Here is a 25902-nt window from a genome sequence, read left to right as displayed (position 1 = left end):
ATCCCGATCACACTGCGTCCGAACAGCGCACGTATTTTCCGCCCCAGGAACAATCGTGGCGGTCAACTACTCGATGACCGCGTGCTCGGCAGGCGCGGCCTGGGCGCGCAGCGCCTTTTTGGTTGATCCGATCATCACCGCGAGCGGGATCGACACCAGGATGAAAACCATCACCAGCTGGTAGTCGTGCGAGAAGGCGAGGATCTGCGCCTGCACCGTGATCATCGCATCGGCCAGCGCGCGGCCCGCATCGGTCGAGAGGTTCAACAGCCCGGAGACGTTCGGCATCTGCAGAGCCTGGTTGAACGGATTGATGTGTTCGGCCAGGATGGCGTGGTTCCGCCTGGTTCCCTCGGTGAGCTGCGCGATTGCGATGGAAATGCCGATCGAGCTTGCGACATTTCGCACCAGGGTCAGCATCGAGGTTCCGTCGGTGCGGAGCTGGCCGGGCAGCGTCAGGAACGCCACCGTCGACAGCGGCACGAAGACGAGGCCGAAGCCGAAACCCTGCATGATGCTGATGGTGATGATCTCGGGCACGCCGGTCTGGTCGGTCCACGCCGTCATCTGGAACAGCGACAGCGCCGTCAGCGACAGGCCGACGATGATCAAGGTGCGCGCCTCGATATAGCGCAGCATGCGGCCGACCAGCATCATCGCGACGAAGGTTCCGCAGCCACGCGTCGCCAAGAGCACGCCGGCGGTGATGATGGGATAGCCGATGACGTTCTGCAGATAGGGCGAGGACAGCGCCATGGTCGAGAACAGCACCAGCCCCATCACGGTCATGAACACGCAGCCGCCGACGAAATTGCGGTCCTTGAACAACGCGAACTGGATGAACGGCCGCTGCGTCGTCAGCGAATGCGCCAGGAAGTAGTAGAAGCCGACGGCGGCGACGATGAACTCGATGATGATCTCGTTGCTCTCGAGCCAGCCTTGATCCTCGCCACGGTCGAGCGCGATCTGCAGCGAGCCGATGCCGATAGCGAGCGCCGCGAAGCCGAACCAGTCGAAGGTGAGCGCGCTGTTCGGCCTCGTCTCCTCCATGAACGCCAGCAGCCCGAGCACGGTGACGGCGCCGAACGGCAGGTTGACGAAGAACACCCAGTGCCAGGAATAGGATTCGGTCAGCCACGCGCCGAGCGAGGGGCCCATGATCGGGCCGAGCATCACGCCCATGCCCCAGATCGCCATCGCCTTGGCGCGCTCGTGCAGCGCGTAGGAGTCGAGCATGACGGCCTGCGACAGCGGCACCAGCGAGGCGCCGAACACGCCCTGCAGCAGCCGGAACAGCACCATCTGCGTGATGTCCTGGGCGAGCCCGCACATCACGGAGGCAATGGTGAAACCGGCCGAGCAGACGATGAAGGTGCGTTTGCGGCCGAACCGGTTGGCGATCCACCCCACGGGCGCGGTCATGATCGCGGCCGCCACGATGTAGGACGTCAGCACCCAGTTGATCTGGTCGGTCGAGGCCGACAGCGTGCCCTGCATGTAGGGCAAAGCGACGTTGGCGATGGTGGTGTCGAGCGCCTGCATGATCGTCGCCGTCATGGCGCAGATCGTCACCATGTTGCGGCGGAATCCCGGAACCGCCGATGATGTCGCTGCGGGCGCGGTCATGATGGCTACTCGTCCTTGTCAGCCGCATGCGCCGACCCGAACAGTCCGGCGAGCGTCCGCTGGTGCCCGGTGTCGATCGCGACATTGACGCTCATGCCGGCCTTCAGCCTGGCGACGAACTTGTCGGTCTTGTCGAAATAGATCCGCACGGGCACGCGCTGCACGACCTTGACGAAATTGCCGCTGGCGTTCTGCGGCGGGATAATCGCGAACTGCGCGCCGGTGCCCGGCGACAGCGAACCGATCGTGCCCTTGAAGCGGTGGTTGGGGAAGGCGTCGACGTCGAGCTCGACGCTCTGGCCGACCGCGACATAAGTGAAGTCGCTCTCCTTCGGATTGGCATCGACCCAGGGATTGGCGACGTCGATCACCGAGAATACCGGCGTGCCCGCGGTGACGAAGCGGCCGAGCTGGATCTGGTCGACCTGGGTCGCGACGCCCGGCATCGGCGCCCGCAGCGTGGTGTGGTCGAGGTCGCGCTGCGCCTCGTCGAGCTTCGCCTTGGCCTGGACGTAGGGCGGGAACTGCTCGAGCGGCAGCTCGGGATTGCCGAGCAATTGCGTCTTCGCGCTGGAGAGCTGCTGCTTGATGAACTGCGCCTGCGCGCCGGCCGTGACCAGCGCGTTCGCGGCGTTGTCGAGATCGAGCTGCGAGCCGAAATTGCTCTTGGCCAAGGTCTGCTTGCGCTCGACGTCCTTCTGCTTGAGGTCGATGCCCTGGTTAGCGAGATCGAGCATCTGGCCATAGATCTTGATGTTGGCGACGAGGTTGTCATAGCTGGTGCGCGCCTGCTCCAGCGCCGCCTTGGCCTGGTCGACGGCGAGGCGGTAGGGCACGGGGTCGATCTCGAACAGCTCGTCGCCCTTCTGCACCTGCTGGCCTTCCTTCACGACGACCTTGATGATCTTGCCGGAGATGTCCGGGGTGATCAGCACCTTCTGTGCGCCGACATAGGCGTCGTCGGTGGTCACGTAGCGGCCGCCGTTGAGATAGAAGACGAAGCCGCCGGCCGCGGCGAGAACGGGCAGCACGATCAGCAGCAGCACGCGCCGATAGCGCCGCAGAAAGCCGGGGCGCGCGGGCTTCTCTCCAGCGGATGCCGGCGCATCGGGGCTGGCCTTCTGGTCGGGGGCGAGTTTCAGGGCGGGCTCAGCCATAGCGCTGCTCCTTTCGCTGCTCGTCGCTCAGCGACTGCAGGGCGTTTCTCACATTGTCCTTGATGGTTTCGAGCTGGGCCACCAGCCGCTCGGTGTCCACCGGGCTGATGCCGCCGAGCGCGGCCTCGGTGATTTCGCCGCGCAGCACCGCGAGCTTGGCGAGCAGCGGCCGCGCTGCCTTCTTCAAATAGAGTCGGTTGACGCGGCGGTCGGTGTCGTCGCCGCGACGCTCGATCAGACCGGCATCGGCGAGCTTGTCGATCAGTCGGGTCAGGGTGATCGGCTGCATCTCCATCTGCTCGGCCAGCTCCGACTGCTTCATCCCCTCGAAGCGCTCGACCTTGGCGAGCACGGCCCATTGCGCGCGGGTCATGCCGTAGCGCGCCGCCTCCTTGTCGGCATAGGCGCGCACCAGGCGCTGCAGCTCGCCGAGCGTAAACAGGAAGTTCACGTCCACGGACGTGGTCATGGTCGGTCTCGCTTTCGCGCCTGGGAAAATTGAGCTTTGGCTCTAATGAGCCTAGGCTATAATAAGCAAGCTTATCAATTTTTCATGATCCCGGAGTGCGGACCCGCCTTGTCGCGATTGCATGGCTCGGCCAGCCGCCTTTGGCGAGCGGAGCGCGAGATGCTAGATTGCAGCCAATGACCCTCGCCAAGCCCACCTTCCCTGCGCCGGACCACGATCATGGCCGCTGTGCGGCGGACGCCCTGACCCACGCCGAGCGCGTCTGCGCCCAGCGCGGCCAGAAATTCACGCCGCTGCGCCGCCAGGTGCTGCAGGCGCTGCTGTCGAGCCATCGCCCGCTGGGCGCCTATGAGATCATCGAGGAGCTCGCCAAGGTGGCACCGCGCCCGGCGCCGATCACGGTCTACCGCGCGCTCGAGTTCCTGATGGCCAACGGCCTGGTGCACCGCATCGAGAGCCGCAACGCCTTTCTCGCCTGTGCGCATGACCACGACCAGACCGCGCTGGTGGCGTTCCTGATCTGCGAGAGTTGCGGCGCGGTCGGCGAAGTTCCGGCGGCGCCGATCGCCGAGAGTTTGAGGCTCGCCGCCGCCGCATCCGGTTTCGTGCCGAAGCTGTCGGTCGTCGAGATCACCGGGCTCTGCGCCCATTGCCAGAAGGCGGCGTGAGGCCGGTCACTGCACCGCCGCCGCTATCCTCGTTTTCGTCATGTCGATCCACAACGACAAAGGGGACCGCAAACTCGATAGCGGTCCGCAAACAAAGAAACGCCTCCGGGAGCCAACCCCTCGTGTCCGCAACAATCCCCTCCTCAGCCACCACCCGGCCGCTCGGTCCGGGTGCGATCGCCATCATCCTCGTGCTGTGCCTGTCCTGGGCGTTCAACCAGATCGCGGTAAAACTCGCGCTGCCGGAAATTCCGCCGCTGCTGCAGGCGACCTTCCGCTCGCTCGGTGCGCTGCCGGTGCTGTTGGTGTTCGCGCGAGCGCGCGGCGTGAAGATGTTCGAGCGGGACGGCACGCTGGGGCTCGGCCTGCTGGCCGGTGTGCTGTTCGGCTTCGAATTCGTGCTGATCTACCAGGGCCTGCTGCTGACCTCGGCCTCGCGCGCCATCGTGTTCCTGTACACGGCGCCGTTCTTCGTCGCGCTCGGCTCGTTCCGCTTCCTCGGCGAACGGATGGGACCCGCGCAATGGGGCGGGCTGGCGCTGAGCTTCGCCGGCGTGGCGCTGGCGATCGGGGTTCCCCAGGCCAATGTCGATGGCAAGGTGCTGCTCGGCGATCTCCTGGTGGTCGGCGGCGGCCTGCTGTGGGGCGTGACCACCGTGTTCGTCAAAGGCACCCGCCTGCGCTTCATCGCGCCCGAGCGCGCCCTCGGATACCAGGTCGCGGTGTCGGTTCCGATCATGGCCGCGGCAGCCCTGATCGCCGGCGAGCGGCTGACCCAGCTTCCCAGCCCGTTCGTGGTCGGCCTGATGGCCTACCAGTCGATCTGGGTGGTCGGAACCACGTTCACGATCTGGTTCGCGCTGATCAAGGCCTATTCGGCGAGCAAATTGTCGGCATTTACCTTCATCACCCCTTTATTCGGCGTCGTGGCGAGCTATTTCATCCTGCATGACGCCTTGACGCTGGCCTTCGGCCTCGCTGCCGTGCTTGTGATCATTGGGCTTTTTCTCGTTAACCGCCCGAACCGCGCGGTCGCAGCCGCGACTGATCCATTGCTGAACGTCACCAAAACCTGATATCCGAGCGCCCATGAACAAGCCCGAGATCCTGACCGAGAACACTTCAGCGTCCGATGTCGCCGGACCCGCTCCCCGGCATCAGACCACCAAAGTCATGGTCGGCAACGTCGCCGTGGGCGGCGGTGCGCCGATTGTGGTGCAGTCGATGACCAACACCGATACCGCCGATATCGACGGCACGGTGGCCCAGGTTGCAGCGCTGGCGCGCGCCGGGTCCGAGATGGTCCGCATCACGGTGGACCGCGAGGAGGCCGCCGCCGCCGTCCCGCACATCCGCGAGCAGCTCGACAAGCGCGGCATCACCACGCCGCTGATCGGTGACTTCCACTATATCGGCCACAAGCTGCTGACCGATTACCCGGCCTGCGCCGAGGCACTGGCGAAATACCGCATCAATCCCGGCAATGTCGGCTTCAAGGACAAGCGCGACACCCAGTTCTCGACCATCATCGAGCTCGCCAATAAATACGGCAAGCCGGTGCGGATCGGCGCCAACTGGGGCTCGCTCGACCAGGAGCTGCTCTCCAAGCTGATGGACGAGAACGCCGCCTCGGCGAACCCGCGCGATGCGCGCGCGGTGATGCGCGAAGCGATGGTGCAGTCGGCGCTGCTGTCGGCCGCCCGGGCCCAGGAGCTCGGCATGCCCAAGGACCGCATCATCCTGTCGGCCAAGGTCTCGGCCGTGCAGGACCTGATCGCCGTCTATCAGGACCTCGCCGCGCGCTCGGACTACGCCATCCATCTCGGCCTCACCGAGGCCGGCATGGGCTCGAAGGGCATCGTCGCCTCCTCGGCCGCGCTCGGCATTCTGCTGCAGCAGGGCATCGGCGACACCATCCGCATCTCGCTGACGCCCGAGCCCGGCGGCGACCGCACGCTCGAAGTTCAGGTCGCGCAGGAGCTGCTGCAGACCATGGGCTTCCGCACCTTCGTGCCGCTGGTGGCGGCCTGCCCGGGCTGCGGCCGCACCACCTCGACCACGTTCCAGGAGCTGGCGCGCTCGATCCAGGATTTCATCCGCGAGGAGATGCCGTCCTGGAAGTCGCAATATCCCGGCGTGGAAGCGCTCAACGTCGCCGTCATGGGCTGCATCGTCAACGGCCCCGGCGAATCCAAGCACGCCAATATCGGCATCTCGCTGCCCGGCACCGGCGAGGCCCCGGCCGCGCCTGTTTTCGTCGACGGCAAGAAGTTCCGCACCCTGCGCGGCCCGACCATCGCCGCCGACTTCAAGGCCCTGGTCATCGACTACATCGACCAGCGCTACGGCAGCGGTGCGAAAGCGCTTGAGAAGGCGCCGGAGAGCGTGACCGCGGCGGAGTAAGGTCGCGCGACGCGTTTCAACGCGGCGCTTTTGTTTTATGACCATCTGAGGTCGAGCCGCCGCCGTGACGACGGTGCGCTCCCTCTCCCCGTTCTTCACGGGGAGAGGGCTGGGGTGAGGGGCCGCCGCACGGGCAGTGCCGCCTTCTGCAGAGACTCCCCAAAGACCTACGCGAAGAAGTCCAGGATCGGTCGTGCCCGTCCGTTGAACCTGCGACCCTGGCCTTCTATGCGCCATGCCCCTCCCCCGGATTGCTGCGCAATCCGACCTCTCAGCGCGAGCGAAGCTCGTCGCGTCCCCGCAAAGAGCGGGGAGAGGTAAGAGGGCCGCAACACCCGTCGCACGACTCGCTCCTTTTGTTGGAGGTCGCGTTACTCACAACCGGCGGCTGCTTGTCGCCCGTTCCTCATTCTGAAACTTTCCGGGCACGCGCCGCTGCGGGCTCGTGCGCCGCAGCCCGATCCACCCCGCGCCGCCCCACTGCTGCCCGCATGATCAGCACCTTGAGGCCTGCTGAAGAGGACGCCTCGATGACTCTCGACGTCAGGGACATGGAACTCGCCGAGACCTCGCTGGTCATCGACTACTTCTATTCGTCGAGCATCGAGCAGCTCGACCTGATGGGCATCGATCCGACACGGATGCCGACCAGGCCGGTGTGGGCCGGCCTGTTCAAGACGCTTTATGAAACGCCGCTCGCCGAGCGCGCCGCGCTGCTGGTGATCTGGCGGCTCGACGGCCGCCCGATCGGCTTCTCCAGCTGCGACCGCATCGTGTACGGCAACCGCGCCCATATGCACCTGCACGTCACCGAGCCGGAGCTGCGTGGCCGCGGCCTCGGCACCGAATGCGTCCGCCGCAGCATCGATCTGTATTTCGAGCGGCTGCAGCTCAAGCAGCTGTTCTGCGAGCCGCACGCCTACAACATCGCCCCCAACCGCGCCCTGCAGAAGGCCGGCTTCCGTTACTTGAAGACCTACAAGACGGTGCCCGGCCCGATGAACTACCACCAGGCGGTGACGCGCTGGATGATCGAGCGGTGAGGTGAGGCATCGCGCGCGGGTGACGCTTCATCCACGTGCAGCACCCGACATCGATCAAAACATCTCCGGCTCTCTCCACGCCGTCATTCCGGGGCATTCGCGCGCAAAATGGCGAAGCCATTTTGAAGCAGCGCGAATGAGCCCGGAATCCATAGCCACAGGCGGTCACTTGTCGAAGATGAGCGCCACAGGCATCCCGCCTCCTCACAGCCGGTTGTGGCTATGGATTCCGGGCTCGCGCTTCGCGCGCCCCGGAATGACGCGGGGAGAGGGCGGCGCCCAACTGCTAGGACGTCTCGTCTTGCGCCGAATGTCGGACGTGCAGGATGACGACCTCGTCTGCTGCCTCATCGACCGTGTAAAAGATCCGGAAAGGATAGCGCACGACGGCCAGGACGCGAACCTTCGGCTCGTCGGTGACGTGGCCTGCCAACGGAAAGTCCGCCAGGATCGACGTCAATCGTTCGACGCGCGCAACGACTGCAGCAGCAGCGGCCGAATTGCGCTCATGAATGTAGGAAAAGATGGCCTCGAGCTCGGCAAGCGACGACTGCGACCATCGAACTTTCATGCCCGAAAACGGTCGAACACGGCCGCAACCGCCGCATCGTCGGCGAGCTTCCGCTCCCGCATCTCCCGCAATCCGCGTTGCACGGCCTGACGCTCGTCATTGCTCAGGCGGTACGGGCCGATGTGCCGCGTCTCGATGTCTTCCAATGACCGCACGAACTCGGCCTGGGCCTGGTCGGGCCAAGCTGCGACGCGTTCCAGGAGCATTTCGAGAGCTTCTCGGGTCATGGACTTAGGATAGCACAAAGCGCTGCACTTCGCAGTAGGGTCGTCGGCGGCCATAATCAATCGCGAGCTCCCGTTCTGCCCGTCGCGTTACCATGTCGCACCTCCAAAGCCTTGTGTCGTCGGGCAAATCAGATCGATCTTTCCGCTCGTCCCGCCTCATCGAGAGGGGCGCTTCGCGGTCGTCACGAACGTGGAGGCGGGATGCGGTGGACGCGACGTGGCGCAGTGAGCCCTTGGGCTTGCAGACGAACGTCATGGCGCGGACGGTCAAGTCGCATGGTCCTGACATCCCGATGCTGATGCCAAGCTGGCGGTGATGATCCGCTGGTGACGGGGGCAAGACAGCCCGGTCCCCGGGGAGAGTGCGAAGCAGCCGTTAAAACCATTGCGCAGGGAGGGCCGGGTCTTGTCCGGCTGAACCTGTGGTACCTGCCGCCTGCATTTTTTTCCGCAGGCGGGCCACGGGCCTCAGCCGAGGCCCGGCCTTCCCTGCGCCCTCCGATGAGAGAGGGCGACGAGATGATCAACACTCGGACGCGAAAAGCGGGCGCGAGGATGAGAACGCTTGCCACGAATTCAGCTGTCGTCCCGGGCAAGCGATGCCAACGCGCATGCGTTGGCGTCGCGCCGACCCGGGACCCATACTCCCAGGAGGGAATGTGAGGCACGCTGGAGTGGCCAGCCTTCGTCGCCATGACGGCCGGTGGTTATGGATCCCGGCGTGCGCCGGGACGAAACTGAATGTGGAGAGGCAGACTCCCAACTCACTCCTGCCAACGGCGGCCACCCTACAACGGCAGCTCGCCATACGATCGGTTGGCGAGGCTCGCTTCCTCCAGATCGAGGTCGCGCTCGATGCGGCGGCGGGTTTCGTCGGTGATCTTGCCATCGCGCAGCATCACATGGATGAATTTGCGTTCCGCCGTGATCAGCTCGCGCGTCAGCTCGATGCCGAGCGCGGATGCGTCGTTGTCGTCCGGCTTGAGCCCCTCCGGCAACTGGTTGGTCCGCACCTCATGGCGCGCCCGCAGCAGCCGCACCACCTCGTCCGACAGCTCGCGATCGTTCGTCATCGTCTCGAGCGAGCGCAGGGCGCTGTCGAGCGCCTCGCGCCGGGCCGCGATCTCGTGCTCATGCTCGCGCTGATGCTCAGCGCGGCCCTGGTTGCCGACTCCAAGCCAGCGCACGACAGCCGGCAGGGTCAGGCCGAGCCCGATCAGGGTGAAGAAGATCACGCCGAAGGCGATGAACAGGATCTGCTCGCGATAGGGAAACGCATCGCCGGTCGAGAGCGTCAACGGCAGCGCCAGCGCGGTCGCGAGCGAGACCGTGCCGCGCACGCCGGTGAAGCCGATGATGAAGGTCTGGCGCCACGGCGGCAGCGGATCGCGGGCGCGCAGCGAAGGGCTCAGCAGGCGCGGCAGGATGGTCGCCGGAAAGGTCCAGGCGAAGCGCGCGATGACGACGATGGCGAGCACCAGGGCGGTCGCGATCATGATCTCATCGAGCGGAAAGACCTTCGATTTCTCATAGATCAGCCGCATCTGGAAGCCGGTCAGCAGGAACAGCATGCCCTCGATCAGATAGATCATGAGGTCCCAGAAGAAGACGCCCTGCAGACGGGTCGCCGACGAGATCCACAACGGTCCGTTCCAGCTCATGTAGAGGCCGCAGGCCACCGTCGCGATCACGCCGGAGCCGCCGACATGCTCGGGGATCCAGAACGCGAGGTAGGGCGTCAGCACGGACAGGGTGATCTCGACCTGCGGGTCGCGCGCATAGTGGCGGGCGCGCAGCATCAGCCAGCCGACACCGATGCCGAAGGCGATCTCGCCGACCACAATCGCGGCGAATTCACCGGCTGCGACCGGCAGCGAGAACGCTCCGGTGGTGATCGCGGCCACCGCGAAGCGATAGAGGATCAGCGCGGTCGCGTCATTGGCGAGGCCCTCGCCTTCGAGGATCACCATGACCCGGCGCGGCAGATGCAGCCGGCGGGCGATGGCGAGCGGCGCCACGACGTCGGGCGGCGCCACGATGGCGCCGAGCAGGAAGCCGATGCTCCAGGGGAGGCCGAGAAGATAGTGGGTCGCCGCCGCCACGGCAGACGCGGTGAAGAGCACGCAGCCCACCGCCAGCAGCACGATCGGCCGCAAATTGCGCTTGAACTCGCGCCAGCTCATCGCGACGCTCGACGAGTAGATCAGCGGCGGCAGCACCACCAGCAGCACGAGCTCAGGCGGCAGCGCGAACGCCGGCATCGTCGGCACGAAGGCGAGCGCGATCCCGGCGAGCATCATGAGGATCGCCGGCGCGAGGTTGGCGCGCCGCGCGATCAGGGCGGTTCCCGCCAGCACGGCCAGCAGGATCAGGAATATCTGGAATTGAGCTTCCATCTGAAACAGCCGGGCGTCGAAGCGCCTGGCTCAGTCCCGGAGATCGTAGCGGTAGGACTTCGACACGATCTGCCAGCCGTCGCTCAGCCGCATCGCCACCAGATAGTCGGTGAAATAGCGCGGCGGCAGCTGGCAGCGCACCTTGATGAAGGCGGTCTTGTCGTCCGAACGGTCGATGGTGACGATGAAGTCCTCGCGCGGCTTGCCTTCGCCCTTGGCGGAGGGGCGCTTGCGCACCCAGGCCAGCCAGTCCGGCACGGTCAGGATCTTGAGCTCGCCGTTCTCGACCCAGCGCAGGTCGGCGCTGGGGTGGAAGACCGCGCCCAGCTTGTCGGCGTCGCCTTCGTAGAGTGCATCGAAATAGCCCTGCACGACGGCCTCGACGGTGGAACGGTCTGCGCTCACGGCCAACTCCCTGGGAACCCGGACAAACAAGGATCGCATTTTCGATGCAAAACCGCGCTTGGCAAGGCATGAACTGGCGTCATTGCGCCAGCGACAGACTATAATGGCCGAGGCCAACTCGATCGGGAATAAATCTGCGTGATCCCGATCACAAGCCGAATGGGCTGTCCTCTGATAGGCAGGTCCCAGCAGGTCTCCCGGCGGCATGGGGAAGGTACGATGTCTTGGTCAGTTCGATTGGGCGGTTACATCCTGGCGGCAGCGCTGCTGCTGGCCGGCCACCCCGCGCTCGCGGAGAAGCGGGTGGCGCTCGTGATCGGCAACTCCGCCTATCAGAACGTGCCGCAGCTCACGAACCCCGCCAATGACGGCGCCGTCATGACGGCGACCTTCAAGAATGCCGGCTTCGACGTCGTCGACTACCGCCGCGACCTGACCGCGCGGGAGACGCGGCGCGCCTTGCGCGATTTCGCCGACGCCGCCCGCGATGCCGACATCGCCGTGGTCTATTATGCCGGCCACGGCATGGAGGTCGAAGGTTCCAACTATCTGATCCCGATCGACGCCCGGCTCGAACGCGACACCGACGTCTATGACGAGACGCTGTCGCTCGATCGTATCCTGGTCGCGGTCGAGCCCGCCAAGAAGCTGCGGCTGGTCATTCTCGATGCCTGCCGCGACAATCCGTTCTCCCGCAACATGCAGCGGACGGTGGCGACGCGCAGCCTCGGCCGCGGCCTCGCCAAGGTCGAGCCGACCAGCCCGAACACGCTGGTCGCCTATTCCGCCAAGGCCGGCTCGACCGCGCAGGACGGCGATGGCAAGAACTCACCGTTCACGCTGGCGCTGTCGCGGCACATCGCGACCCCCGGGCTCGACGTCCGCAAGGCGTTCGGCTTCGTCCGCGACGAGGTGCTGAAATCGACCGCCAACCGCCAGGAGCCGTTCGTCTATGGCTCGCTCGGCGGCGAGGACGTGCCGCTGGTTCCGGGCGTGCCGCGGGTGGTGACGCAGATGCCGGTTGCGCCGGCTCCCAGCCCGCAGGCCGACACCCGGCGCGATTACGAGCTCGCCATGCAGGTCGGCAACAAGGGCGCGCTGAACGCGTTCCTGGCGCAATACCCTGACGGCTTCTATGCCAGCCTCGCCAAGCTGCAGCTCGAAAAGCTGACCGCCGAAGAAAATCGCGCCGCCGCGTCCGAGAAGGCGCGTGCGACCGAGGCCGAGCGGGCGCGGCTCGCGGCGGAGGGTGCGCGCAAGGATACTCTCGCCAAGGCCGAGGCCGAAGCCAAGGCGGCCGAGCAGGCGCGTCTGGTGGCCGAGAAGGCCAATCAGCTGGCGCAGCAGCAGGCGGCCGACGCCGAAAGGAAGCGGCAGGAGCAGCAGCTCGCGGCTGTCGACAATCCGCGCGCGGCAACCTCGCCGGCCGCTCCAGTCTCGCCGCAGGGACCGCAGGTCGCTTCGCTGACCCCGGCCTCGCAACCCGCTGACCTGGCCAAGTCGGTGCAGCTCGAGCTGCGCCGCGTCGGCTGCCTTACCGAGGATGCCGATGGCGACTGGGGCTCGGCCTCGCGCCGTTCGCTGTCGCAGTTCAACCGCTATGCCGGCACCAGGCTCGACACCCAGGCCGCCTCGGCCGATGCGCTCCAGGCCATCAAGCTCAAGCAGGCCCGCGTCTGCCCGCTGGTCTGCCAGCACGGCTATCAATCGGATGGCGATCGCTGCACCCGCATCGTCTGTGCCGAGGGCTCGTTCGTGAACGACGACAACGAATGCGAGAAGCGGCGCGAGAAGAAGCCGGTCGCCAAGCGCGACAATAACGACGACGAGGACGCGCCGTCGCGCCGCCGTGCCCGCGCCGTTCCCGAGCCCAGCATGCCGTTGCCCGCTCCTAGCGTGGGCGTCGGCGTTGGGGTCGGTGTGGGTGGTGGCGGTCTCGGCGTCGGCATCGGGATGGCGCCCAGCATTGCCCCGCCGAAGCCGCAGGCGCAGGCCCGTCCCAGACCGTCGTCAGGCCAGGTCTATTGCGACGCCTATCTGTGCCGCGCCGTCAGGCCCGGCTGCCGGCTCGAATTTCGCGGCGGCGGTGGCCCGGGCAACAACGCCAGCGCCGAGGTGTGCAACTGATCAGGACGAGATCGCGCTCGCGGCGATGTTGACCATCAGGGCGACGAGTGCGGTGTTATAGATGAACGAGATGATGCCGTGGACGGTCGCGGTGCGGCGGATGACCTTGTCGGTGATGCCGACGTCGGAGACCTGGGCGGTCATGCCGATGATGAAGGAGAAGTAGACGAAGTCCCAGTAGTCGGCGTGCTCGTCCTTGTCGCCGCTGGGAAATTGCAGGCCCCCCGGCTTGGCGCCGCGGTAGTAGTCATGGGCGTAGTGCAGGGCGAAAGTCGCATGCACCGCGGCCCAGGACAGCGACACGGTGAGCAGCGCCAGCGTCAGCGCCGAGGCGTCACGCTTGGAGGCGCCGAGCTCGAGCACGATTGCGGCGATGCTGGCGAAGGCGCCGAGCGCCGTCACCAGCAGGATCACGAAGCGGCCATCGTCCTGCATGATCGCCTTGCGGCGGATGTGCTGGTGCTCGCAGCGAAGCATCATCACCGCGACCAATACGAGGTAGATCGCGGTGAAGATGTCCCAGCTGATCAGGAGCCGCGTGATCAGCCGCAGCGCCGGCGGCAGAAGGAAGAACGCGACGATCGCGATGCCCAGCGAGACGAAGGTGCGCGGCCGCGCATAGACGACGCGAAGCGGGGCCGGCAGCCTTGCGAAGCGGGCGAGGTCCGGGTCGTCGGGATGGAGTCCGGCCAACGCCTCGACTCAGCTCTTGCGCTCGGCGACGAAATGCGCGGCGGCGCGCAGCACGTCGCCCTTGGCGCCGAAGATCGACAGCGCGGCGTCGCCGCGGGCCAAGAGGTCGCGCACGCGCTGCCTGGCGCCCTCGATGCCGAGCTGGGTGACGAAGGTGGTCTTGCCGAGCTCGGCGTCGGCGCCGGCCGGCTTGCCGAGCGTCGCGGCATCGCCCTCGACGTCGAGCAGGTCGTCGGCGATCTGGAAGGCCTCGCCGAGCGCGCGGCCGTAATCGTCGAGCGCCTGGTACTCGGCCGCCGCGGCCTGGCCGAGCAGGGCGCCGGCGATGCAGCCGAAGCGGAGCAGGGCGCCGGTCTTCATCTGCTGGACGCGTGCGACGTCGACGGGGCCGCTGTCGCCGAACCGGCCCTCGCCGGCGAGGTCGAGGATCTGGCCGCCGGCCATGCCGCCGACACCGGCGCAGCGGGCCAGCGCCCGGGTCAGCGCCAGGCGGACGCCGGCGTCGGGATGGATCTCGTCGCGGGTGATGATGTCGAAGGCGATCGTCAGCAGCGCATCGCCGGCCAGGATCGCGGTCGCATCGTCGTAGACCTTGTGCAGCGTCGGACGTCCGCGCCGCAGGTCGGAATTGTCCATCGCCGGCAGGTCGTCATGGATCAGCGAGTAGCAATGGATGCATTCCAGCGCCGCGCCGGCCAGCAGCGCGCCCTTGCGGGGAACCCCGAACACGGCGGCGCTCTCGACCACCAGGAAGGGGCGCAGCCGCTTGCCGCCGCCGAGGCTGGAATAGCGCATCGACTCGATCAGCCGCGTCGGCCTGGCGATCTCGTCCGCCAGCGGCGCATCGCCGAGGAGCTCGCCGAGCAGGGCTTCGGTCTCCTCAGCGGTCTTGTCCAGGCGTTTGGTGAAGTCGGTGAGGGCCGTCGCAGTCATTTAAGAAGAGCTCCAGGGGCAAAATTCGCCGGACAATCGTTGATGGCGGCGACTTCGTCAATTGCGGGGACGGCGGCGGCTTTCGGCCGCAAGGATGGAAAAAAGCAGGAAACGTGATGGAGATGTCGGATAATCCGGCCGTACCGGCCACCCCCGCGGTGGTTCCAACCGAGCGGCGACTGCCCTTGCGTACCGTCAGAACCATCCTCCTGATCGTCGTGCTGGTGCTGCTCGTGCCCTATGTCCTGACGCCGTTCTATGCCGTGGGTCACCCGGGCTCGACCCTGATGCTGTGGCGGTCGGTGACCGGCCAGCCCGTCACGCGGCACTGGATCGACCTCGCCGCCATGTCGCCGTACCTGCCGCGCTCGGTGGTGGCGGCCGAGGATGCCAAATTCTGCAGCCATCACGGCATCGACTGGGGGGCGCTGCGCGAGGTCATGGATGACGCCGAGGATGGCGAGGTCTCGAGGGGCGGCTCGACCATCACCCAGCAGGTCGCCAAGAACCTGTTCCTGTGGCAGGGCCGCAGCTATGTCCGAAAAGCGCTGGAGCTGCCGCTGGCGCTGTGGATCGACCTCGTGCTGAGCAAGCGGCGCATTCTGGAGATCTACCTCAATATCGCCGAGCTCGGCCCGGCAGGGCAGTTCGGCGTCGAAGCCGGGGCGAATTACGCCTTCAACCGCTCCGCCGCCGGCTTGGGGGCGCGCGAGGCGGCGCTGCTGGCCTCGATCCTGCCGAACCCGGTCCGGCGCAGCGCCCGCACGCCCGGTCCGGGCGTTCGCCGGCTGTCGGCGACCTACATGATGAGGGCTCAGGCCCAGGGCTTGCAGACCTGCTGGAGCGACCGGCGGTGAGGGCAGGGACGACGCAAATTTGGCCAAAAATGCCTCGGAGAGCCCTAGCCATGCCGGACCCCATCCTCTATAAGCGCGGCCTTGATCGGCATCCTGGCTCGCCAGCTTCATGGCTGCAGCCGTCCCGTTGCGGACGATGCCTTCCGAATACCCCTAGAGGATACCGATATGGCCGTCCCCAGAAGAAAAACCTCGCCGTCGCGCCGCGGCATGCGCCGCTCGGCTGACGCGATCAAGAAGCCGACCTATGTCGAGGACAAGGACTCCGGCGAGCTGCGTCGTCCGCACCACCTGGACCTCAAGACCGGCATGTACAAGGGCCGCCAGGTCCTGAAGAAGAAAGACGCCTGATTGTCCGCGCGGGCGGCTTTGCAAGCTGCCCGAATTCGGCCATCGATGGGGTTGAAATCGGTCCCGTGCGACGTGATTCGCCGGGACCGTTATGCATGAGTGCTGCGTTATCCCGTCGCGCCGTCGTATCTTCTCGTCGGACCAGTTGATCTTGCGCCGGGCAGCCGCCCGCGCCACCCAAGGCTTTAACCGATGTCCATGGTCGGTTTCCCGCTGCTGCTGATCCCCCTGGCGATCTACAACATGATCGTCTTCCTGATGCCGGGGGTCGCGTTCAGCGAGACGCTGCTGCGCCTCCAGCTTCCGTCCGGCGAGGTCTGGACGATTTCGCTCGGCGACATGCTGCTGGCGCTGGGCGTGCTGCTGCTGCTGCTCGAGGTGATCAAGGCGGCGAAGCCGAACGGCAAATATCTGACCGACCACCTGCTGTCGCTGCTGGTGTTCGGCGGCGCCGCGGCCGAATTCGTGATGTGGCCGAAGTTCGGGAACTCAACGTTCCTGCTGTTGACCCTGCTGTCGATGGTCGACTTCTTCGGCGGCATCTCGCTGCGCACCAAGCGCCGCGACCGCGCCGTTGTCGCAACGCCGGCTCCCGTGCCGGTCCCCGTCGAAGAGCCGGTGTCCCATCCCGAGCCGGCCGAAGAACCGGTCAGGGCGGAAGTTCAGGAGCCGACCGCGCCTCCGCCCCCGGCTGATTCGCCCCCCGCCGTCGAGGAACCGCTCGTCGAGGATCCCCTCGTCGTGGAACCCAGCGACGCCGTGCCGGCTGCGGCCTCGGTCGCCGAATCGGTGCTGCTCGATCGTTCGGTGCCCCGGCCGGCCCCGGCCGAGCCGAAGGTGGCAGCTCCGGAGCTGCAGGGCGCGGCTGCCGTTCCCACCGCTGAAGAGCCTCTCAAGACCGACACGCCGAAGACCTGACGCACCGGCGCGAGCCGAATCAGGCGACCTGACGGGTCCGCCCGCCGGCCTGCTTCACCGGCTGGAGCCTCGCGGCATAGGCGCTGTGCACGTCGGCCGGCGCCGCGCGCCGCAGCGTGCGGGTCTGCGGCAACTGTTCGGCGGTCGCGATCAGATGGGTGACGAAGCCGGCGTCGGGGCGGGCCGCGCGCAGGACGTGCGGGCGACCCTGGTCGCGCGTGCCAGCCGGCAGCAGCACCACCGAGCGCTCCTCCGATCCGTCCAGGCCGTCCCCGCCCTGATCAATCGTTAACATTGTCCAACCATCACCGGCGCAGATGTCACGATATGGGACGCCGGATCCTTTCGCCACTCCAACTCGCAAGGCCGATGCCGTCCGAAGCGCAACGGCCGCGGGACATTGCAACATGGTTGACGCGGTTCGGACGCGCGCCTGTCGTGTCGGCATGCTCTCCGTTAACCAGAGATGCGTAGTCTGATTCGCGAAGTTTGCCGCCTCCGCTCGCGCGGGTAGGTGGCGGCCGTCCTGAAATCGACGCCGGGCCGCGCCGGCTTGTTCCGAAACGAGGCGATCTTGACATCCGATTTGCCACAGACCTCGATGATCCTGGCGTCGCTGGGCCAAGCGGCGTTCGTCTGGGATCTGGCGAGCGACGTCATCGTCTGGAGTGATCACGTCGGCGCGGTGTTTGCCGACGTGCCGCTGCCGCAGCTGTGCAACGGCACCGAGTTCGGCAAGCTGATCGAGCCGGACCGCGGCATCCGCTCCGAGGTGATGCGGCAGGCGACGCCGATGCATGGTCTCGGCGGCACGCCCTACCGGATCGAATATGGCGTGCGGACGCACGCCGGCGCGCCGCTGATCTGGGTCGAGGAGACCGGTTGCTGGTTCGCGGGCTCCGACGGGCGGCCATCACGCGCGCAGGGCATCGTCCGGATCAACAATGAGCGCCACGCCCGGGAGGAGCAGCTGCTGAAGCTGTCGCGCCACGACCCGCTGACCGGCGAGTTGAACCGTACCCATCTGCTCGCCACCCTTGCCGAGGTGATCGAGGAATCGCAGCGCTTCCGGTTCTCCTGTGCCTTCATGCTGGTCGGCATCGACCATCTCGCCCGCATCAATGACGCTTTCGGCTTCGACGTCGCCGATGGCGTGGTGCTGGAAATCGCCCAGCGGATCCGGGCGCGGCTGCGCGGCGGCGACTCGCTCGGCCGCTTCTCGGGCAACAAGTTCGGGCTGATTCTGAAGAACTGCACGATGGACGACATGACCGTCGCCGCCGAACGCTTCCTGGCGGTGGTCCGCGACGAGGTGGTGCCGACCAAGTCAGGTCCGGTCGCCGTCACCGCCACGATCGGTGCGGTCAGCGTGCCGCGCCATGCCCGCTCCGTCGAGGAGGCAGTCAATCGCGCCCATGAGACGCTCGACGCCGCCAAGCGACGCCGCATCGGGTCGTTCTCGACCTGGCGGCCGAATGTCGAGCGCGACGCGCAGCGCAAGGTCAACATCCGCGTCACCGACGAGATCGTCACTGCACTGAACGAGCGGCGCGTCGTCACGGCGTTCGAGCCGGTGGTGAACGCGCATACGCTCGCGCCCGCCTTCTATGAGTGCCTGGTGCGGATGCGGCAGGATGACGGTCGCGCTCTGCTGGCGCCGGATGTCGTGCCGGTCGCGGAACGTCTCGGCCTGATCCGCCTGGTGGACCATCGCATCCTGGAGCTCGTCGTCGCCGAGCTTGCGAGCTCGCCGAACGTGACCTTGAGCCTCAATATCTCCCCGGAGACGACGATGGATCCGGACTGGTGGGCCTCGATCGAATCCATGATGCGTGCCCACCCCGGTGTCGCCGAGCGGCTGATCGTCGAGATCACCGAGACGGTCGAGATCCAGGACATCGACGATCTCCGCGGCTTCGTGACGCGGCTGAAGGATCTCGGCAGCCGGATCGCGATCGATGATTTCGGCGCGGGACACACCTCGTTCCGCAACCTGCGCAAGCTCGGCGTCGACATCGTCAAGATCGACGGCGCCTTCGTGCAGAACCTCGTCCGCTCGGCCGACGACCGCGCCTTCGTGCAGACGCTGGTCGAGCTCGCGCGACGGCTCCAGATCAAGACCGTCGCCGAGTGGGTCCAGGACGAGGCGTCGGCGGCGCTGCTACGGGATTGGGGTTGCGACTACATCCAGGGCCGGCTCATCGGTCTGGCGGCCGTCGAGCGGCCTTGGGTGCCCGGCGGCGATCTTGCTTTGCCCGCGGCGAGCTGACGCGCAGGTAGTTCGCCGGCCGCGCGCCATGCCAGAACTTCGACGGGAAGATCAGAGCGTGCTCCTGCCGCCGCCGCGACCGAATGTCGTGATCGTAGTGACCTGGAGGCTGACGTTGCGGATGGCGAAGCGCTGCTGAGCAAAGCCGATGCGCTAGTGCAGGCGCATGACCGGCGTCTGCTGGCCAAGGCTGGTGCCGACGGGCACGACGCGCTGCTCGGGGTTCTCAGGGGGCTTGGCGACTTTCCGAAGCAGAGGCGTGATGACGGCGGGCCTGAGGGACCCCCTCGCGTCCGGACCATGGGTCGAGAGACGCCCACTCGCGTGGGGTCTCTCGAGAATGATCCTCTCACTCGTCCTTCTTGGGCTCGGATATGCGGTCGAGTCTCTCCTGCATGTCCCTCATCTGCCGGCGCAGGTCGTCGATGTTGTCCTCCACTGCGGCGGCCGGCTCTGCGGCCTTCTCCTCAGTGCGCACGGCCGCAGGCGCGAACGGCTTGAACATCGAGAAGGTCTGCTGGAACAGCTCCATGTTGCGGCGCACCTGCTCCTCGAGCGGCGCGAACGGCGTCCCGCTGAAGGTGTCGGCGATCTGCTTGCGGAACTTCTCCTGCTCCCGGGTCAGCGTGTCGATCGACTGTTCAAGGTATTTTGGCACCACCATTTGCATGCTGTCGCCGTAGAAGCGGATCAGCTGGCGCAGGAAGGTGGTGGGCAGCAGGTTCTGTCCGGCCTTGTTCTCCTGCTCGAAGATGATCTGCGCGAGCACGGAGCGTGTGATGTCGTCGCCTGTCTTGGCGTCGTAGACCAGGAAATCTTCGCCGTTCTTAACCATCGAGGCGAGATCCTCGAGGGTGACGTATGTACTCGTCCCGGTATTGTAGAGCCGCCGGTTCGCGTATTTTTTGATTGTGGTGGGTTGGTCAGATTTCGCCATGGAGCTCACACATGCAAACCGAGATACAGGGAACCCGGCGGCGCTACCGCAGGGCAAACGAGCTACGCAATGCAATAACGTAATCACTTTCGAGCGAGTTCGGCTACGGTTTTGTGCGGAACGGTTAATCGGACAGCAGAATTCTTGCCCATGAAACGGCCAACCATCCCATTTTGAATGCGCCGCAGCAGGAATTGCTGTTGCCGCCAATTGACATGTCGCAACGACGTTAACAGGATGATGAGCGAAGGTTGCGCGACTGCCAATCCGGGGCTTGCGGACGGCCGGCACGACCGTGAATTGAAAAACTCGTTTTCATTTCAAATACCTCCCAAGCTCTCAAGCCCTCGCTTTCACGTCCCAAGATCAAGAACCTCAGGAGATGCCCATGTCAGACGATGTCGTCATCGTCAGCGCCGCCCGCACCCCGGTTGGAAGCTTCAACGGTGCCTTTGCCAGTGTTCCGGCCCATGAGCTGGGCGCTATCGCCATCAAGGCCGCGCTGGAGCGCGCCGGGGTCGAGCCCGGCCGCGTCTCCGAGGTCATCATGGGCCAGATCCTGACCGCGGCGCAGGGCCAGAACCCGGCGCGCCAGGCCTCGATCGCGGCCGGCATTCCGGTCGACAGCCCGGCTTGGGGCATCAACCAGCTGTGCGGATCCGGCCTGCGCTCCGTGGCGCTCGGGTACCAGGCGCTGAAGAACGGTGACTCCGACATCGTGGTCGCGGGTGGCCAGGAATCGATGAGCATGGCGGCGCACGCGCAATATCTGCGGGCCGGCGTGAAGATGGGCTCGCTCGATCTCGTCGATACGATGATCAAGGACGGCCTTTGGGATGCCTTCAACGGCTATCACATGGGCAACACCGCCGAGAACGTTGCAAAGCAGTATCAGATCACGCGCGCGCAGCAGGACGAGTTCGCGGTTGCATCGCAGAACAAGGCCGAGGCCGCACAGAAGTCCGGCAGGTTCAAGGACGAGATCACGGCGGTGACGATCAAGGGCCGCAAGGGCGACACCGTGGTCGATACCGACGAATATCCGCGTCACGGCGCGACGGTCGAGGCGATGGGCAAGCTGCGCGCGGCGTTCGAGAAGGACGGTACGGTGACGGCCGGCAACGCGTCGGGCATCAATGACGGCGCCGCGGCCGTGGTGCTGATGACCGCCAAGCAGGCGGCCAAGGAAGGCAAGACGCCGCTGGCGCGGATCGTCTCCTGGGGCCAGGCCGGCGTCGATCCGAAGATCATGGGCACGGGGCCGATTCCGGCCTCGCGCTCGGCGCTGAAGAAGGCCGGCTGGACGATTGCCGACCTCGACCTGATCGAGGCCAACGAGGCGTTCGCGGCGCAGGCCTGCGCCGTCAACAAGGATCTCGGCTGGGATACGTCGAAGGTGAACGTCAACGGCGGCGCCATCGCCATCGGCCATCCGATCGGTGCCTCCGGCGCGCGCGTGCTTGTCACCCTGCTGCACGAGATGCAGAAGCGCGACGCCAAGAAAGGTCTTGCCACGCTGTGCATCGGCGGCGGCATGGGCATCGCGCTGTGCGTCGCACGCGACTAAAAAGACGGCACGGATTGCGAACCGTTCGGCCTTCGCAATCGCATCCGCCTCAACTAAAGATCAACGCCCGGCGATTTCGCCGGGCGTTTTGTTCTTGATGTCCGTCAAACACGTCGCATAATCGGCTACTAAAAAAATGCAGTTGAACATGGACGTCCCGGTGGTGAGATGATTGCCGCAAGGACGGACGTGATCCAATAACAACGGGTATGCACGCCGGCATCCAGAGGTTGTCGTCGTGCGAACAGTCATCGAGGGAAGGATTCGACATGGCACGTGTAGCGTTGGTGACGGGGGGAACGCGCGGGATCGGCGCTGCAATCAGCAAGGCGCTGAAGGCGGCGGGATACAAGGTCGCAGCGAATTACGGCGGCAACGATGCCGCTGCGGAGAAGTTCAAGAGCGAGACCGAGATCCCCGTCTACAAATGGGACGTCAGCTCGTTCGACGCCTGCTCCGAAGGGATCAAGAAGGTCGAAGCCGAACTCGGGCCGATCGACGTGCTGATCAACAATGCCGGCATCACCCGCGACGGCGCCTTTCACAAGATGACGCTCGAGCAGTGGAGCGCCGTCATCAACACCAATCTCGGCTCGCTGTTCAACATGACCCGCCCGGTCATCGAGGGCATGCGCGCGCGCAAGTTCGGCCGCATCATCAACATCTCCTCGATCAACGGCCAGAAGGGCCAGTTCGGCCAGGTCAACTACTCCGCCGCGAAGGCGGGCGACATCGGCTTCACCAAGGCGCTGGCGCTGGAGACCGCCAAGGCCGGCATCACCGTCAACGTGATCTGCCCCGGCTATATCAACACCGAGATGGTGCAGGCGGTGCCGAAGGACGTGCTCGAGAAGTCCATCCTGCCGCTGATCCCCGTCGGCCGCCTCGGCGAGCCCGAGGAGATCGCGCGCACCGTCGTGTTCCTTGCCGCCGATGAGGCCGGCGCGATCACCGGCTCGACACTGTCGGTCAACGGCGGCCAGTACATGGCGTGATCCCGTCGTCGTCGGCGTTGCTTCCCGACGCCGTCTGCGGTTAAGACAACGAATGCCCGCGCTCGTCGCGGGCATTCACGTCTCTGGGGTTGCCCGCCATGTTGCTCGCCGTGGGCGACGCGTGAATGGCCGCCATCGACCGGCCGCGACGGAGCCTGACCCCGATGTCACAGCGAACTGCGACCCTGATCGGCCTGACCGCGATCATGATGTGGTCGCTGCTCGCGTTGTTGACGGTGGCGACCGGCACGATCCCCGCCTTCCAGCTTGCGGCCATGACCTTTGCTGTTGGCGGTGTGGTCGGCCTGCTCGCGCTGTTCCGCCGGCCGGACGGGCTGCAGGTGCTGCGGCAGCCGGTGGCGGCCTGGGCGGTCGGGGTCGGCGGGCTGTTCGGCTATCACGCGCTGTATTTCCTGGCCTTGCGCTTCGCGCCGCCGGCGGAAGCCGGGCTGTTGAACTATCTCTGGCCGCTGCTGATCGTCCTGTTCTCGGCCCTGCTGCCCGGTGAGCGGCTGGCGATCCACCACGTCATCGGGGCCGTGCTCGGCCTCGTCGGCACCGCGCTGCTGTTCGCCGGCAATGGCGCGAGCTTCGCCGCGAGCCAGCTGCCGGGGTTGGCCGCGGCCTTCGTCGCGGCGTTCGTTTGGGCGATCTATTCGGTGCTGTCACGCCGCCTCAAAGCGGTGCCGACCGACGCCGTCGCCGGCTTCTGCCTCGCAACCTCGCTGCTCGCGGCCGTGGTGCATGCCGCAGTCGAGCCGACGGTCTGGCCTGATGGCGCAATTCAGTGGCTTGCAGTCGCCGGCCTCGGCATTGGCCCCGTCGGTGCTGCGTTCTACGCCTGGGATGTCGGCATGAAGCGCGGCGACATCCGCGTACTCGGTGCGGCGTCCTATGCCACGCCGCTACTGTCGACCGCCTTCCTCATTCTCGCCGGCTACGCCCGGCCGAGCGCTGCGGTCGCGCTCGCCGCGCTGCTCATCGCAGGCGGTGGCCTGATCGCAGCCAAGGACCTGTTTCTTCTGCGCCGTCGCTGAGCGCGAGGGACTTCCGGCACGAGTCGAGCATCCCGGTTCATGGCGTTCGGGCGTACGCCTCAGGCGTTGCCGCACGAATCCGCTTGTTATCCTTGCTGCGTGCTTAATCGAGAAGCCGATGGCAGTCATCGGCCGGTAGATTGCAACCGTCGATTAGGCCCCCGCCCATCTGCACCTAACGTGGCCTTTACCCGGCATGCGCAAGACTGGCCACGAATGAGAGTGGCAATGGGGCGGCGGATGCCGGACGTGAGACGTTACATCGCTCGCGCGGGGAACTTGTTTCGCGTGCCCGCGGACAATCCCGAGCTGACGCGCGCCCAGTTCCAGGCCTTCTCCAAGCAGGTTCCGCTGCTTTATTTCATTCTGATCACCAACAGCCTTGCGCTCGCCTATACGTTCCTGCCGCTGGCGCCGACATTGCTAACCGTTTCGGTCCCGGCGCTGCTCACGACCATCACCGGCGTTCGCATGCTGTGGTGGCTGCGCCAGAACGACAGCGCTGTCAGCGACGCCGAGGTGCTGCACAATCTGCGCGTCACCAACCGGATTGCCGGGCCGATCGGAGCGCTGTTCGTCGTCTGGTCGTTCGCGCTGTTCCCCTATGGCGATCCGTTTGCCCAGGGGCAGGTCGCGTTCTACATGGCCGTCACGGTCATCGGCATCATCTTCTGCCTGATGCATCTGCGATCGGCGGCGTTGATCGTGACCCTCGTGGTGATCGTTCCCTATGTGATCTTCTTCATGGCCACCGGCGTCCATGCGCTGCGGGCCATCGCGGTCAATCAGCTGCTGGTGTCCGGCGCCATGGTCACGGTGCTGTTCATCTATTACCGCGACTTCGCCGCGCTGGTCGCCAGCCGCAAGTCGCTGCTCGCCGAGCAGGCGGCGACACAGGCGCTGTCCGACGAGAACTTCCGTCTCGCCAATCTGGATTCGCTGACCGACCTTCCAAACCGGCGGCGCTTCTTCTCCGAGCTCACCCATGCCTTCGCCGAGGCCGAGCGTGACGGCACGCGGCTCGCGGTCGGCATCATCGATCTCGACGGCTTCAAGCCGATCAACGACACCTATGGCCACACGGTCGGCGATCGCGTCCTGATGGAAGCTGCCCGCCGTATCCGTGATGTCTGCGAAACCCGCGGCTCCCAGGTCCATCTGGCCCGCCTCGGCGGCGACGAGTTCGGCCTGGTCGTCATCGGCAATCCGACCGACGACGACCTGCTGACGCTCGGGCGCCAGATCACCGATCTGATCAAGCTGCCCTATCAGTTCGACACGACGCATACCGGCCTGTCGTGCTCGACCGGGTTTGCGCTCTATCCGCGCTCGGCCACGGCCGCGGACGCGCTCTATGAGTGCGCCGACTACGCGCTCTACCACGCCAAGCGCCGCGCCCGCGGCCAGGCCATCATCTTCTCGAGCGAGCTGGAGGCGGAGATCCGCAGCCGCAGCGTGATCGAGCACCTGCTGCGCACGGCCGATTTCGAAAGCGAGATGGGTCTCGCGTTCCAGCCGATCATGGACGCCACGAATTCACGCACCACCGGCTTCGAGGTGCTGGCCCGCTGGCGCAGTCCCAAGCTGGGTGCGGTGTCGCCGGCAAGCTTCATTCCGGCGGCCGAGCGGATCGGCGTGATCCGCAGTCTGACCCGCTTCCTGCTGGTGAAGGCGCTGGCGGTGGCGCGGACCTGGCCCGACGACATCCGCATCTCGTTCAATCTCTCTGCGCACGACATCTGCGCGCCCGAGGGGATCCTGCCGCTGATTTCGGTGGTCCAGGCCAGCGGCGTTGCGCCGCGCCGCATCGAGTTCGAGATCACGGAGACCGCCGTCACCTTCGATTTTGCCCGCGCCGAGCAGTCGATCGCGGCGCTGAAGGCGCTTGGCTGCGGCATCTCGCTGGACGATTTCGGCACCGGCTACTCATCGCTCAGCCACATCCATCGGCTGCCGCTCGACAAGCTCAAGGTCGACCGCAGCTTCGTGCGCGACGTCAATGCCAATCCGGTGAGCCACAAGATCATCAAGTCGCTGACCGGCCTGTGCGCCGACATGGAGATTTCCTGCGTCGTCGAAGGCGTCGAGACCAAGGAGCAGCTCGACTGCCTGAAACGTCTCGGCGCCGACTACATCCAGGGCTACTACTTCGCCGAGCCGATGCCGGCCGACGCGATCTCCGGCTTTCTCGCCAAGGAGCGTCAGCGCTTCGCCGAGCCGGCCGGCGTCAAGGTCGCCGGCGCCAGCGCCTGA

Annotated in this window: 24 protein-coding genes; 13 read left to right on the top strand and 11 right to left on the bottom strand. The window is 66.1% G+C overall.

Translation table 11 applies throughout. The features are described from left to right. Positions 1-66 precede the first annotated feature (66 nt). Genes QQL87_RS14770 through QQL87_RS14760 form a run of 3 tightly spaced genes read right to left on the bottom strand, consistent with a single transcriptional unit; the run spans position 67 to position 3252 of the window. Positions 67-1626, bottom strand: a complete 1560-nt coding sequence (locus tag QQL87_RS14770) for a DHA2 family efflux MFS transporter permease subunit (protein WP_284422851.1) — start codon at positions 1624-1626, stop codon at positions 67-69. Between the two features lie 5 nt (positions 1627-1631). Then, entirely contained in the window at positions 1632-2783 is a 1152-nt protein-coding gene (locus tag QQL87_RS14765; protein ID WP_284422850.1) for an HlyD family secretion protein, read from the bottom strand. Next, the gene (locus QQL87_RS14760) at positions 2776-3252 is read right to left on the bottom strand and encodes a MarR family winged helix-turn-helix transcriptional regulator (protein ID WP_284422849.1); all 477 of its coding nucleotides are present in this window, start codon (positions 3250-3252) and stop codon (positions 2776-2778) included. The genes QQL87_RS14765 and QQL87_RS14760 overlap by 8 nt, the downstream gene beginning before the upstream one ends. 176 nt (positions 3253-3428) lie before the next feature. On the opposite strand from QQL87_RS14760, the gene QQL87_RS14755 reads away from it, so the two are divergent. The 4 genes from QQL87_RS14755 to QQL87_RS14740 all read left to right on the top strand — a co-directional run bounded on the left by QQL87_RS14755 (position 3429) and on the right by QQL87_RS14740 (position 7366). Continuing rightward, positions 3429-3920: a Fur family transcriptional regulator gene (locus tag QQL87_RS14755; protein ID WP_284422848.1), complete on the top strand. Its 492-nt coding sequence runs from the start codon at positions 3429-3431 to the stop codon at positions 3918-3920. Positions 3921-4042: 122 nt separating this feature from the next. After that, entirely contained in the window at positions 4043-4996 is a 954-nt protein-coding gene (locus QQL87_RS14750; RefSeq protein WP_284422847.1) for a DMT family transporter, read from the top strand. Positions 4997-5009: 13 nt separating this feature from the next. Then, a complete protein-coding gene (gene ispG, locus QQL87_RS14745; RefSeq protein WP_284422846.1) occupies positions 5010-6323 on the top strand; it encodes a flavodoxin-dependent (E)-4-hydroxy-3-methylbut-2-enyl-diphosphate synthase in 1314 nt (437 codons plus the stop codon). A gap of 530 nt (positions 6324-6853) precedes the next feature. Further along, complete coding sequence (locus QQL87_RS14740; protein ID WP_284422845.1) at positions 6854-7366, top strand: GNAT family N-acetyltransferase; 513 nt, start codon at positions 6854-6856, stop codon at positions 7364-7366. A gap of 286 nt (positions 7367-7652) precedes the next feature. On the opposite strand, the gene QQL87_RS14735 is transcribed toward QQL87_RS14740, so the two are convergent. From QQL87_RS14735 to QQL87_RS14720, 4 genes are all read right to left on the bottom strand, one after another. Continuing rightward, on the bottom strand, positions 7653-7937 hold the full coding sequence (locus QQL87_RS14735; RefSeq protein WP_284422844.1) for a type II toxin-antitoxin system RelE/ParE family toxin: 285 nt from the start codon (positions 7935-7937) through the stop codon (positions 7653-7655). Then, positions 7934-8143, bottom strand: coding sequence for a hypothetical protein (locus QQL87_RS14730; RefSeq protein WP_284422843.1), 210 nt, complete (start codon positions 8141-8143; stop codon positions 7934-7936). Before QQL87_RS14730 ends, QQL87_RS14735 begins: the two co-directional genes overlap by 4 nt. An 809-nt stretch (positions 8144-8952) precedes the next feature. Further along, a complete protein-coding gene (locus QQL87_RS14725; RefSeq protein ID WP_284422842.1) occupies positions 8953-10560 on the bottom strand; it encodes a Na+/H+ antiporter in 1608 nt (535 codons plus the stop codon). Positions 10561-10590: 30 nt separating this feature from the next. Continuing rightward, positions 10591-10965 (bottom strand): nuclear transport factor 2 family protein, encoded by a 375-nt coding sequence (locus tag QQL87_RS14720; RefSeq protein ID WP_284422841.1) that lies wholly within the window; start codon positions 10963-10965, stop codon positions 10591-10593. Between the two features lie 219 nt (positions 10966-11184). On the opposite strand from QQL87_RS14720, the gene QQL87_RS14715 reads away from it, so the two are divergent. Further along, positions 11185-13092, top strand: a complete 1908-nt coding sequence (locus QQL87_RS14715) for a caspase family protein (protein ID WP_284422840.1) — start codon at positions 11185-11187, stop codon at positions 13090-13092. Here QQL87_RS14715 and QQL87_RS14710 read toward each other — a convergent pair whose 3' ends face one another. Further along, positions 13093-13785, bottom strand: coding sequence for a DUF1345 domain-containing protein (locus QQL87_RS14710; protein ID WP_284422839.1), 693 nt, complete (start codon positions 13783-13785; stop codon positions 13093-13095). It lies immediately after the preceding gene. Between the two features lie 9 nt (positions 13786-13794). Further along, positions 13795-14718 carry a polyprenyl synthetase family protein gene (locus QQL87_RS14705; protein WP_284422838.1) on the bottom strand — a complete coding sequence of 308 codons (924 nt, stop codon included), beginning with the start codon at positions 14716-14718 and terminating at the stop codon, positions 13795-13797. Positions 14719-14903: 185 nt separating this feature from the next. Between QQL87_RS14705 and mtgA the strand changes: the two genes are divergently transcribed. From mtgA to QQL87_RS14690, 3 genes are all read left to right on the top strand, one after another. Next, the gene (mtgA, locus tag QQL87_RS14700; protein ID WP_284422837.1) at positions 14904-15575 is read left to right on the top strand and encodes a monofunctional biosynthetic peptidoglycan transglycosylase; all 672 of its coding nucleotides are present in this window, start codon (positions 14904-14906) and stop codon (positions 15573-15575) included. Positions 15576-15743: 168 nt separating this feature from the next. After that, positions 15744-15926, top strand: a complete 183-nt coding sequence (gene rpmF / locus QQL87_RS14695; RefSeq protein WP_006610266.1) for a 50S ribosomal protein L32 — start codon at positions 15744-15746, stop codon at positions 15924-15926. A 192-nt stretch (positions 15927-16118) separates the two neighbouring features. Beyond that, positions 16119-16844, top strand: coding sequence for a hypothetical protein (locus QQL87_RS14690; RefSeq protein WP_284422836.1), 726 nt, complete (start codon positions 16119-16121; stop codon positions 16842-16844). 19 nt (positions 16845-16863) lie between these two features. Here QQL87_RS14690 and QQL87_RS14685 read toward each other — a convergent pair whose 3' ends face one another. Beyond that, complete coding sequence (locus tag QQL87_RS14685; RefSeq protein ID WP_284422835.1) at positions 16864-17139, bottom strand: hypothetical protein; 276 nt, start codon at positions 17137-17139, stop codon at positions 16864-16866. A 306-nt stretch (positions 17140-17445) separates the two neighbouring features. Here QQL87_RS14685 and QQL87_RS14680 point away from each other — a divergent pair, with 306 nt between their 5' ends. Beyond that, positions 17446-19113 (top strand): EAL domain-containing protein, encoded by a 1668-nt coding sequence (locus tag QQL87_RS14680; protein ID WP_284422870.1) that lies wholly within the window; start codon positions 17446-17448, stop codon positions 19111-19113. A 349-nt stretch (positions 19114-19462) separates the two neighbouring features. Here QQL87_RS14680 and phaR read toward each other — a convergent pair whose 3' ends face one another. Further along, positions 19463-20050, bottom strand: a complete 588-nt coding sequence (gene phaR, locus QQL87_RS14675; protein WP_284422834.1) for a polyhydroxyalkanoate synthesis repressor PhaR — start codon at positions 20048-20050, stop codon at positions 19463-19465. A gap of 388 nt (positions 20051-20438) precedes the next feature. Between phaR and QQL87_RS14670 the strand changes: the two genes are divergently transcribed. The 4 genes from QQL87_RS14670 to QQL87_RS14655 all read left to right on the top strand — a co-directional run bounded on the left by QQL87_RS14670 (position 20439) and on the right by QQL87_RS14655 (position 25902). Continuing rightward, positions 20439-21617 carry an acetyl-CoA C-acetyltransferase gene (locus QQL87_RS14670; protein WP_284422833.1) on the top strand — a complete coding sequence of 393 codons (1179 nt, stop codon included), beginning with the start codon at positions 20439-20441 and terminating at the stop codon, positions 21615-21617. Positions 21618-21886: 269 nt separating this feature from the next. Beyond that, positions 21887-22612: a beta-ketoacyl-ACP reductase gene (locus tag QQL87_RS14665; protein WP_284422832.1), complete on the top strand. Its 726-nt coding sequence runs from the start codon at positions 21887-21889 to the stop codon at positions 22610-22612. 164 nt (positions 22613-22776) lie between these two features. Beyond that, the gene (yddG, locus tag QQL87_RS14660; RefSeq protein WP_284422831.1) at positions 22777-23649 is read left to right on the top strand and encodes an aromatic amino acid exporter YddG; all 873 of its coding nucleotides are present in this window, start codon (positions 22777-22779) and stop codon (positions 23647-23649) included. 240 nt (positions 23650-23889) lie between these two features. After that, a complete protein-coding gene (locus QQL87_RS14655; RefSeq protein ID WP_284422830.1) occupies positions 23890-25902 on the top strand; it encodes a putative bifunctional diguanylate cyclase/phosphodiesterase in 2013 nt (670 codons plus the stop codon).

The sequence above is a fragment of the Bradyrhizobium sp. SSBR45G genome (assembly GCF_030159255.1).
Lineage (GTDB): Bacteria > Pseudomonadota > Alphaproteobacteria > Rhizobiales > Xanthobacteraceae > Bradyrhizobium.
The sequence above is the reverse complement of the archived record's forward strand: the minus strand, read 5'-3'. Positions and strand labels throughout refer to the sequence as shown.

Excerpts from the sequence above, each read along its gene's own strand:
- QQL87_RS14770 (WP_284422851.1), bottom strand. The coding sequence starts at position 1,626 with ATGACCGCGCCCGCAGCGACATCATCGGCGGTTCCGGGATTCCGCCGC.
- QQL87_RS14765 (WP_284422850.1), bottom strand. The coding sequence starts at position 2,783 with ATGGCTGAGCCCGCCCTGAAACTCGCCCCCGACCAGAAGGCCAGCCCC.
- QQL87_RS14760 (WP_284422849.1), bottom strand. The coding sequence starts at position 3,252 with ATGACCACGTCCGTGGACGTGAACTTCCTGTTTACGCTCGGCGAGCTG.
- QQL87_RS14755 (WP_284422848.1), top strand. The coding sequence starts at position 3,429 with ATGACCCTCGCCAAGCCCACCTTCCCTGCGCCGGACCACGATCATGGC.
- ispG (WP_284422846.1), top strand. The coding sequence starts at position 5,010 with ATGAACAAGCCCGAGATCCTGACCGAGAACACTTCAGCGTCCGATGTC.
- QQL87_RS14740 (WP_284422845.1), top strand. The coding sequence starts at position 6,854 with ATGACTCTCGACGTCAGGGACATGGAACTCGCCGAGACCTCGCTGGTC.
- QQL87_RS14735 (WP_284422844.1), bottom strand. The coding sequence starts at position 7,937 with ATGAAAGTTCGATGGTCGCAGTCGTCGCTTGCCGAGCTCGAGGCCATC.
- QQL87_RS14730 (WP_284422843.1), bottom strand. The coding sequence starts at position 8,143 with ATGCTCCTGGAACGCGTCGCAGCTTGGCCCGACCAGGCCCAGGCCGAG.
- QQL87_RS14725 (WP_284422842.1), bottom strand. The coding sequence starts at position 10,560 with ATGGAAGCTCAATTCCAGATATTCCTGATCCTGCTGGCCGTGCTGGCG.
- QQL87_RS14715 (WP_284422840.1), top strand. The coding sequence starts at position 11,185 with ATGTCTTGGTCAGTTCGATTGGGCGGTTACATCCTGGCGGCAGCGCTG.
- QQL87_RS14705 (WP_284422838.1), bottom strand. The coding sequence starts at position 14,718 with ATGACTGCGACGGCCCTCACCGACTTCACCAAACGCCTGGACAAGACC.
- rpmF (WP_006610266.1), top strand. The coding sequence starts at position 15,744 with ATGGCCGTCCCCAGAAGAAAAACCTCGCCGTCGCGCCGCGGCATGCGC.
- QQL87_RS14690 (WP_284422836.1), top strand. The coding sequence starts at position 16,119 with ATGTCCATGGTCGGTTTCCCGCTGCTGCTGATCCCCCTGGCGATCTAC.
- QQL87_RS14685 (WP_284422835.1), bottom strand. The coding sequence starts at position 17,139 with ATGTTAACGATTGATCAGGGCGGGGACGGCCTGGACGGATCGGAGGAG.
- QQL87_RS14680 (WP_284422870.1), top strand. The coding sequence starts at position 17,446 with ATGATCCTGGCGTCGCTGGGCCAAGCGGCGTTCGTCTGGGATCTGGCG.
- phaR (WP_284422834.1), bottom strand. The coding sequence starts at position 20,050 with ATGGCGAAATCTGACCAACCCACCACAATCAAAAAATACGCGAACCGG.
- QQL87_RS14670 (WP_284422833.1), top strand. The coding sequence starts at position 20,439 with ATGTCAGACGATGTCGTCATCGTCAGCGCCGCCCGCACCCCGGTTGGA.
- QQL87_RS14665 (WP_284422832.1), top strand. The coding sequence starts at position 21,887 with ATGGCACGTGTAGCGTTGGTGACGGGGGGAACGCGCGGGATCGGCGCT.
- yddG (WP_284422831.1), top strand. The coding sequence starts at position 22,777 with ATGTCACAGCGAACTGCGACCCTGATCGGCCTGACCGCGATCATGATG.
- QQL87_RS14655 (WP_284422830.1), top strand. The coding sequence starts at position 23,890 with ATGCCGGACGTGAGACGTTACATCGCTCGCGCGGGGAACTTGTTTCGC.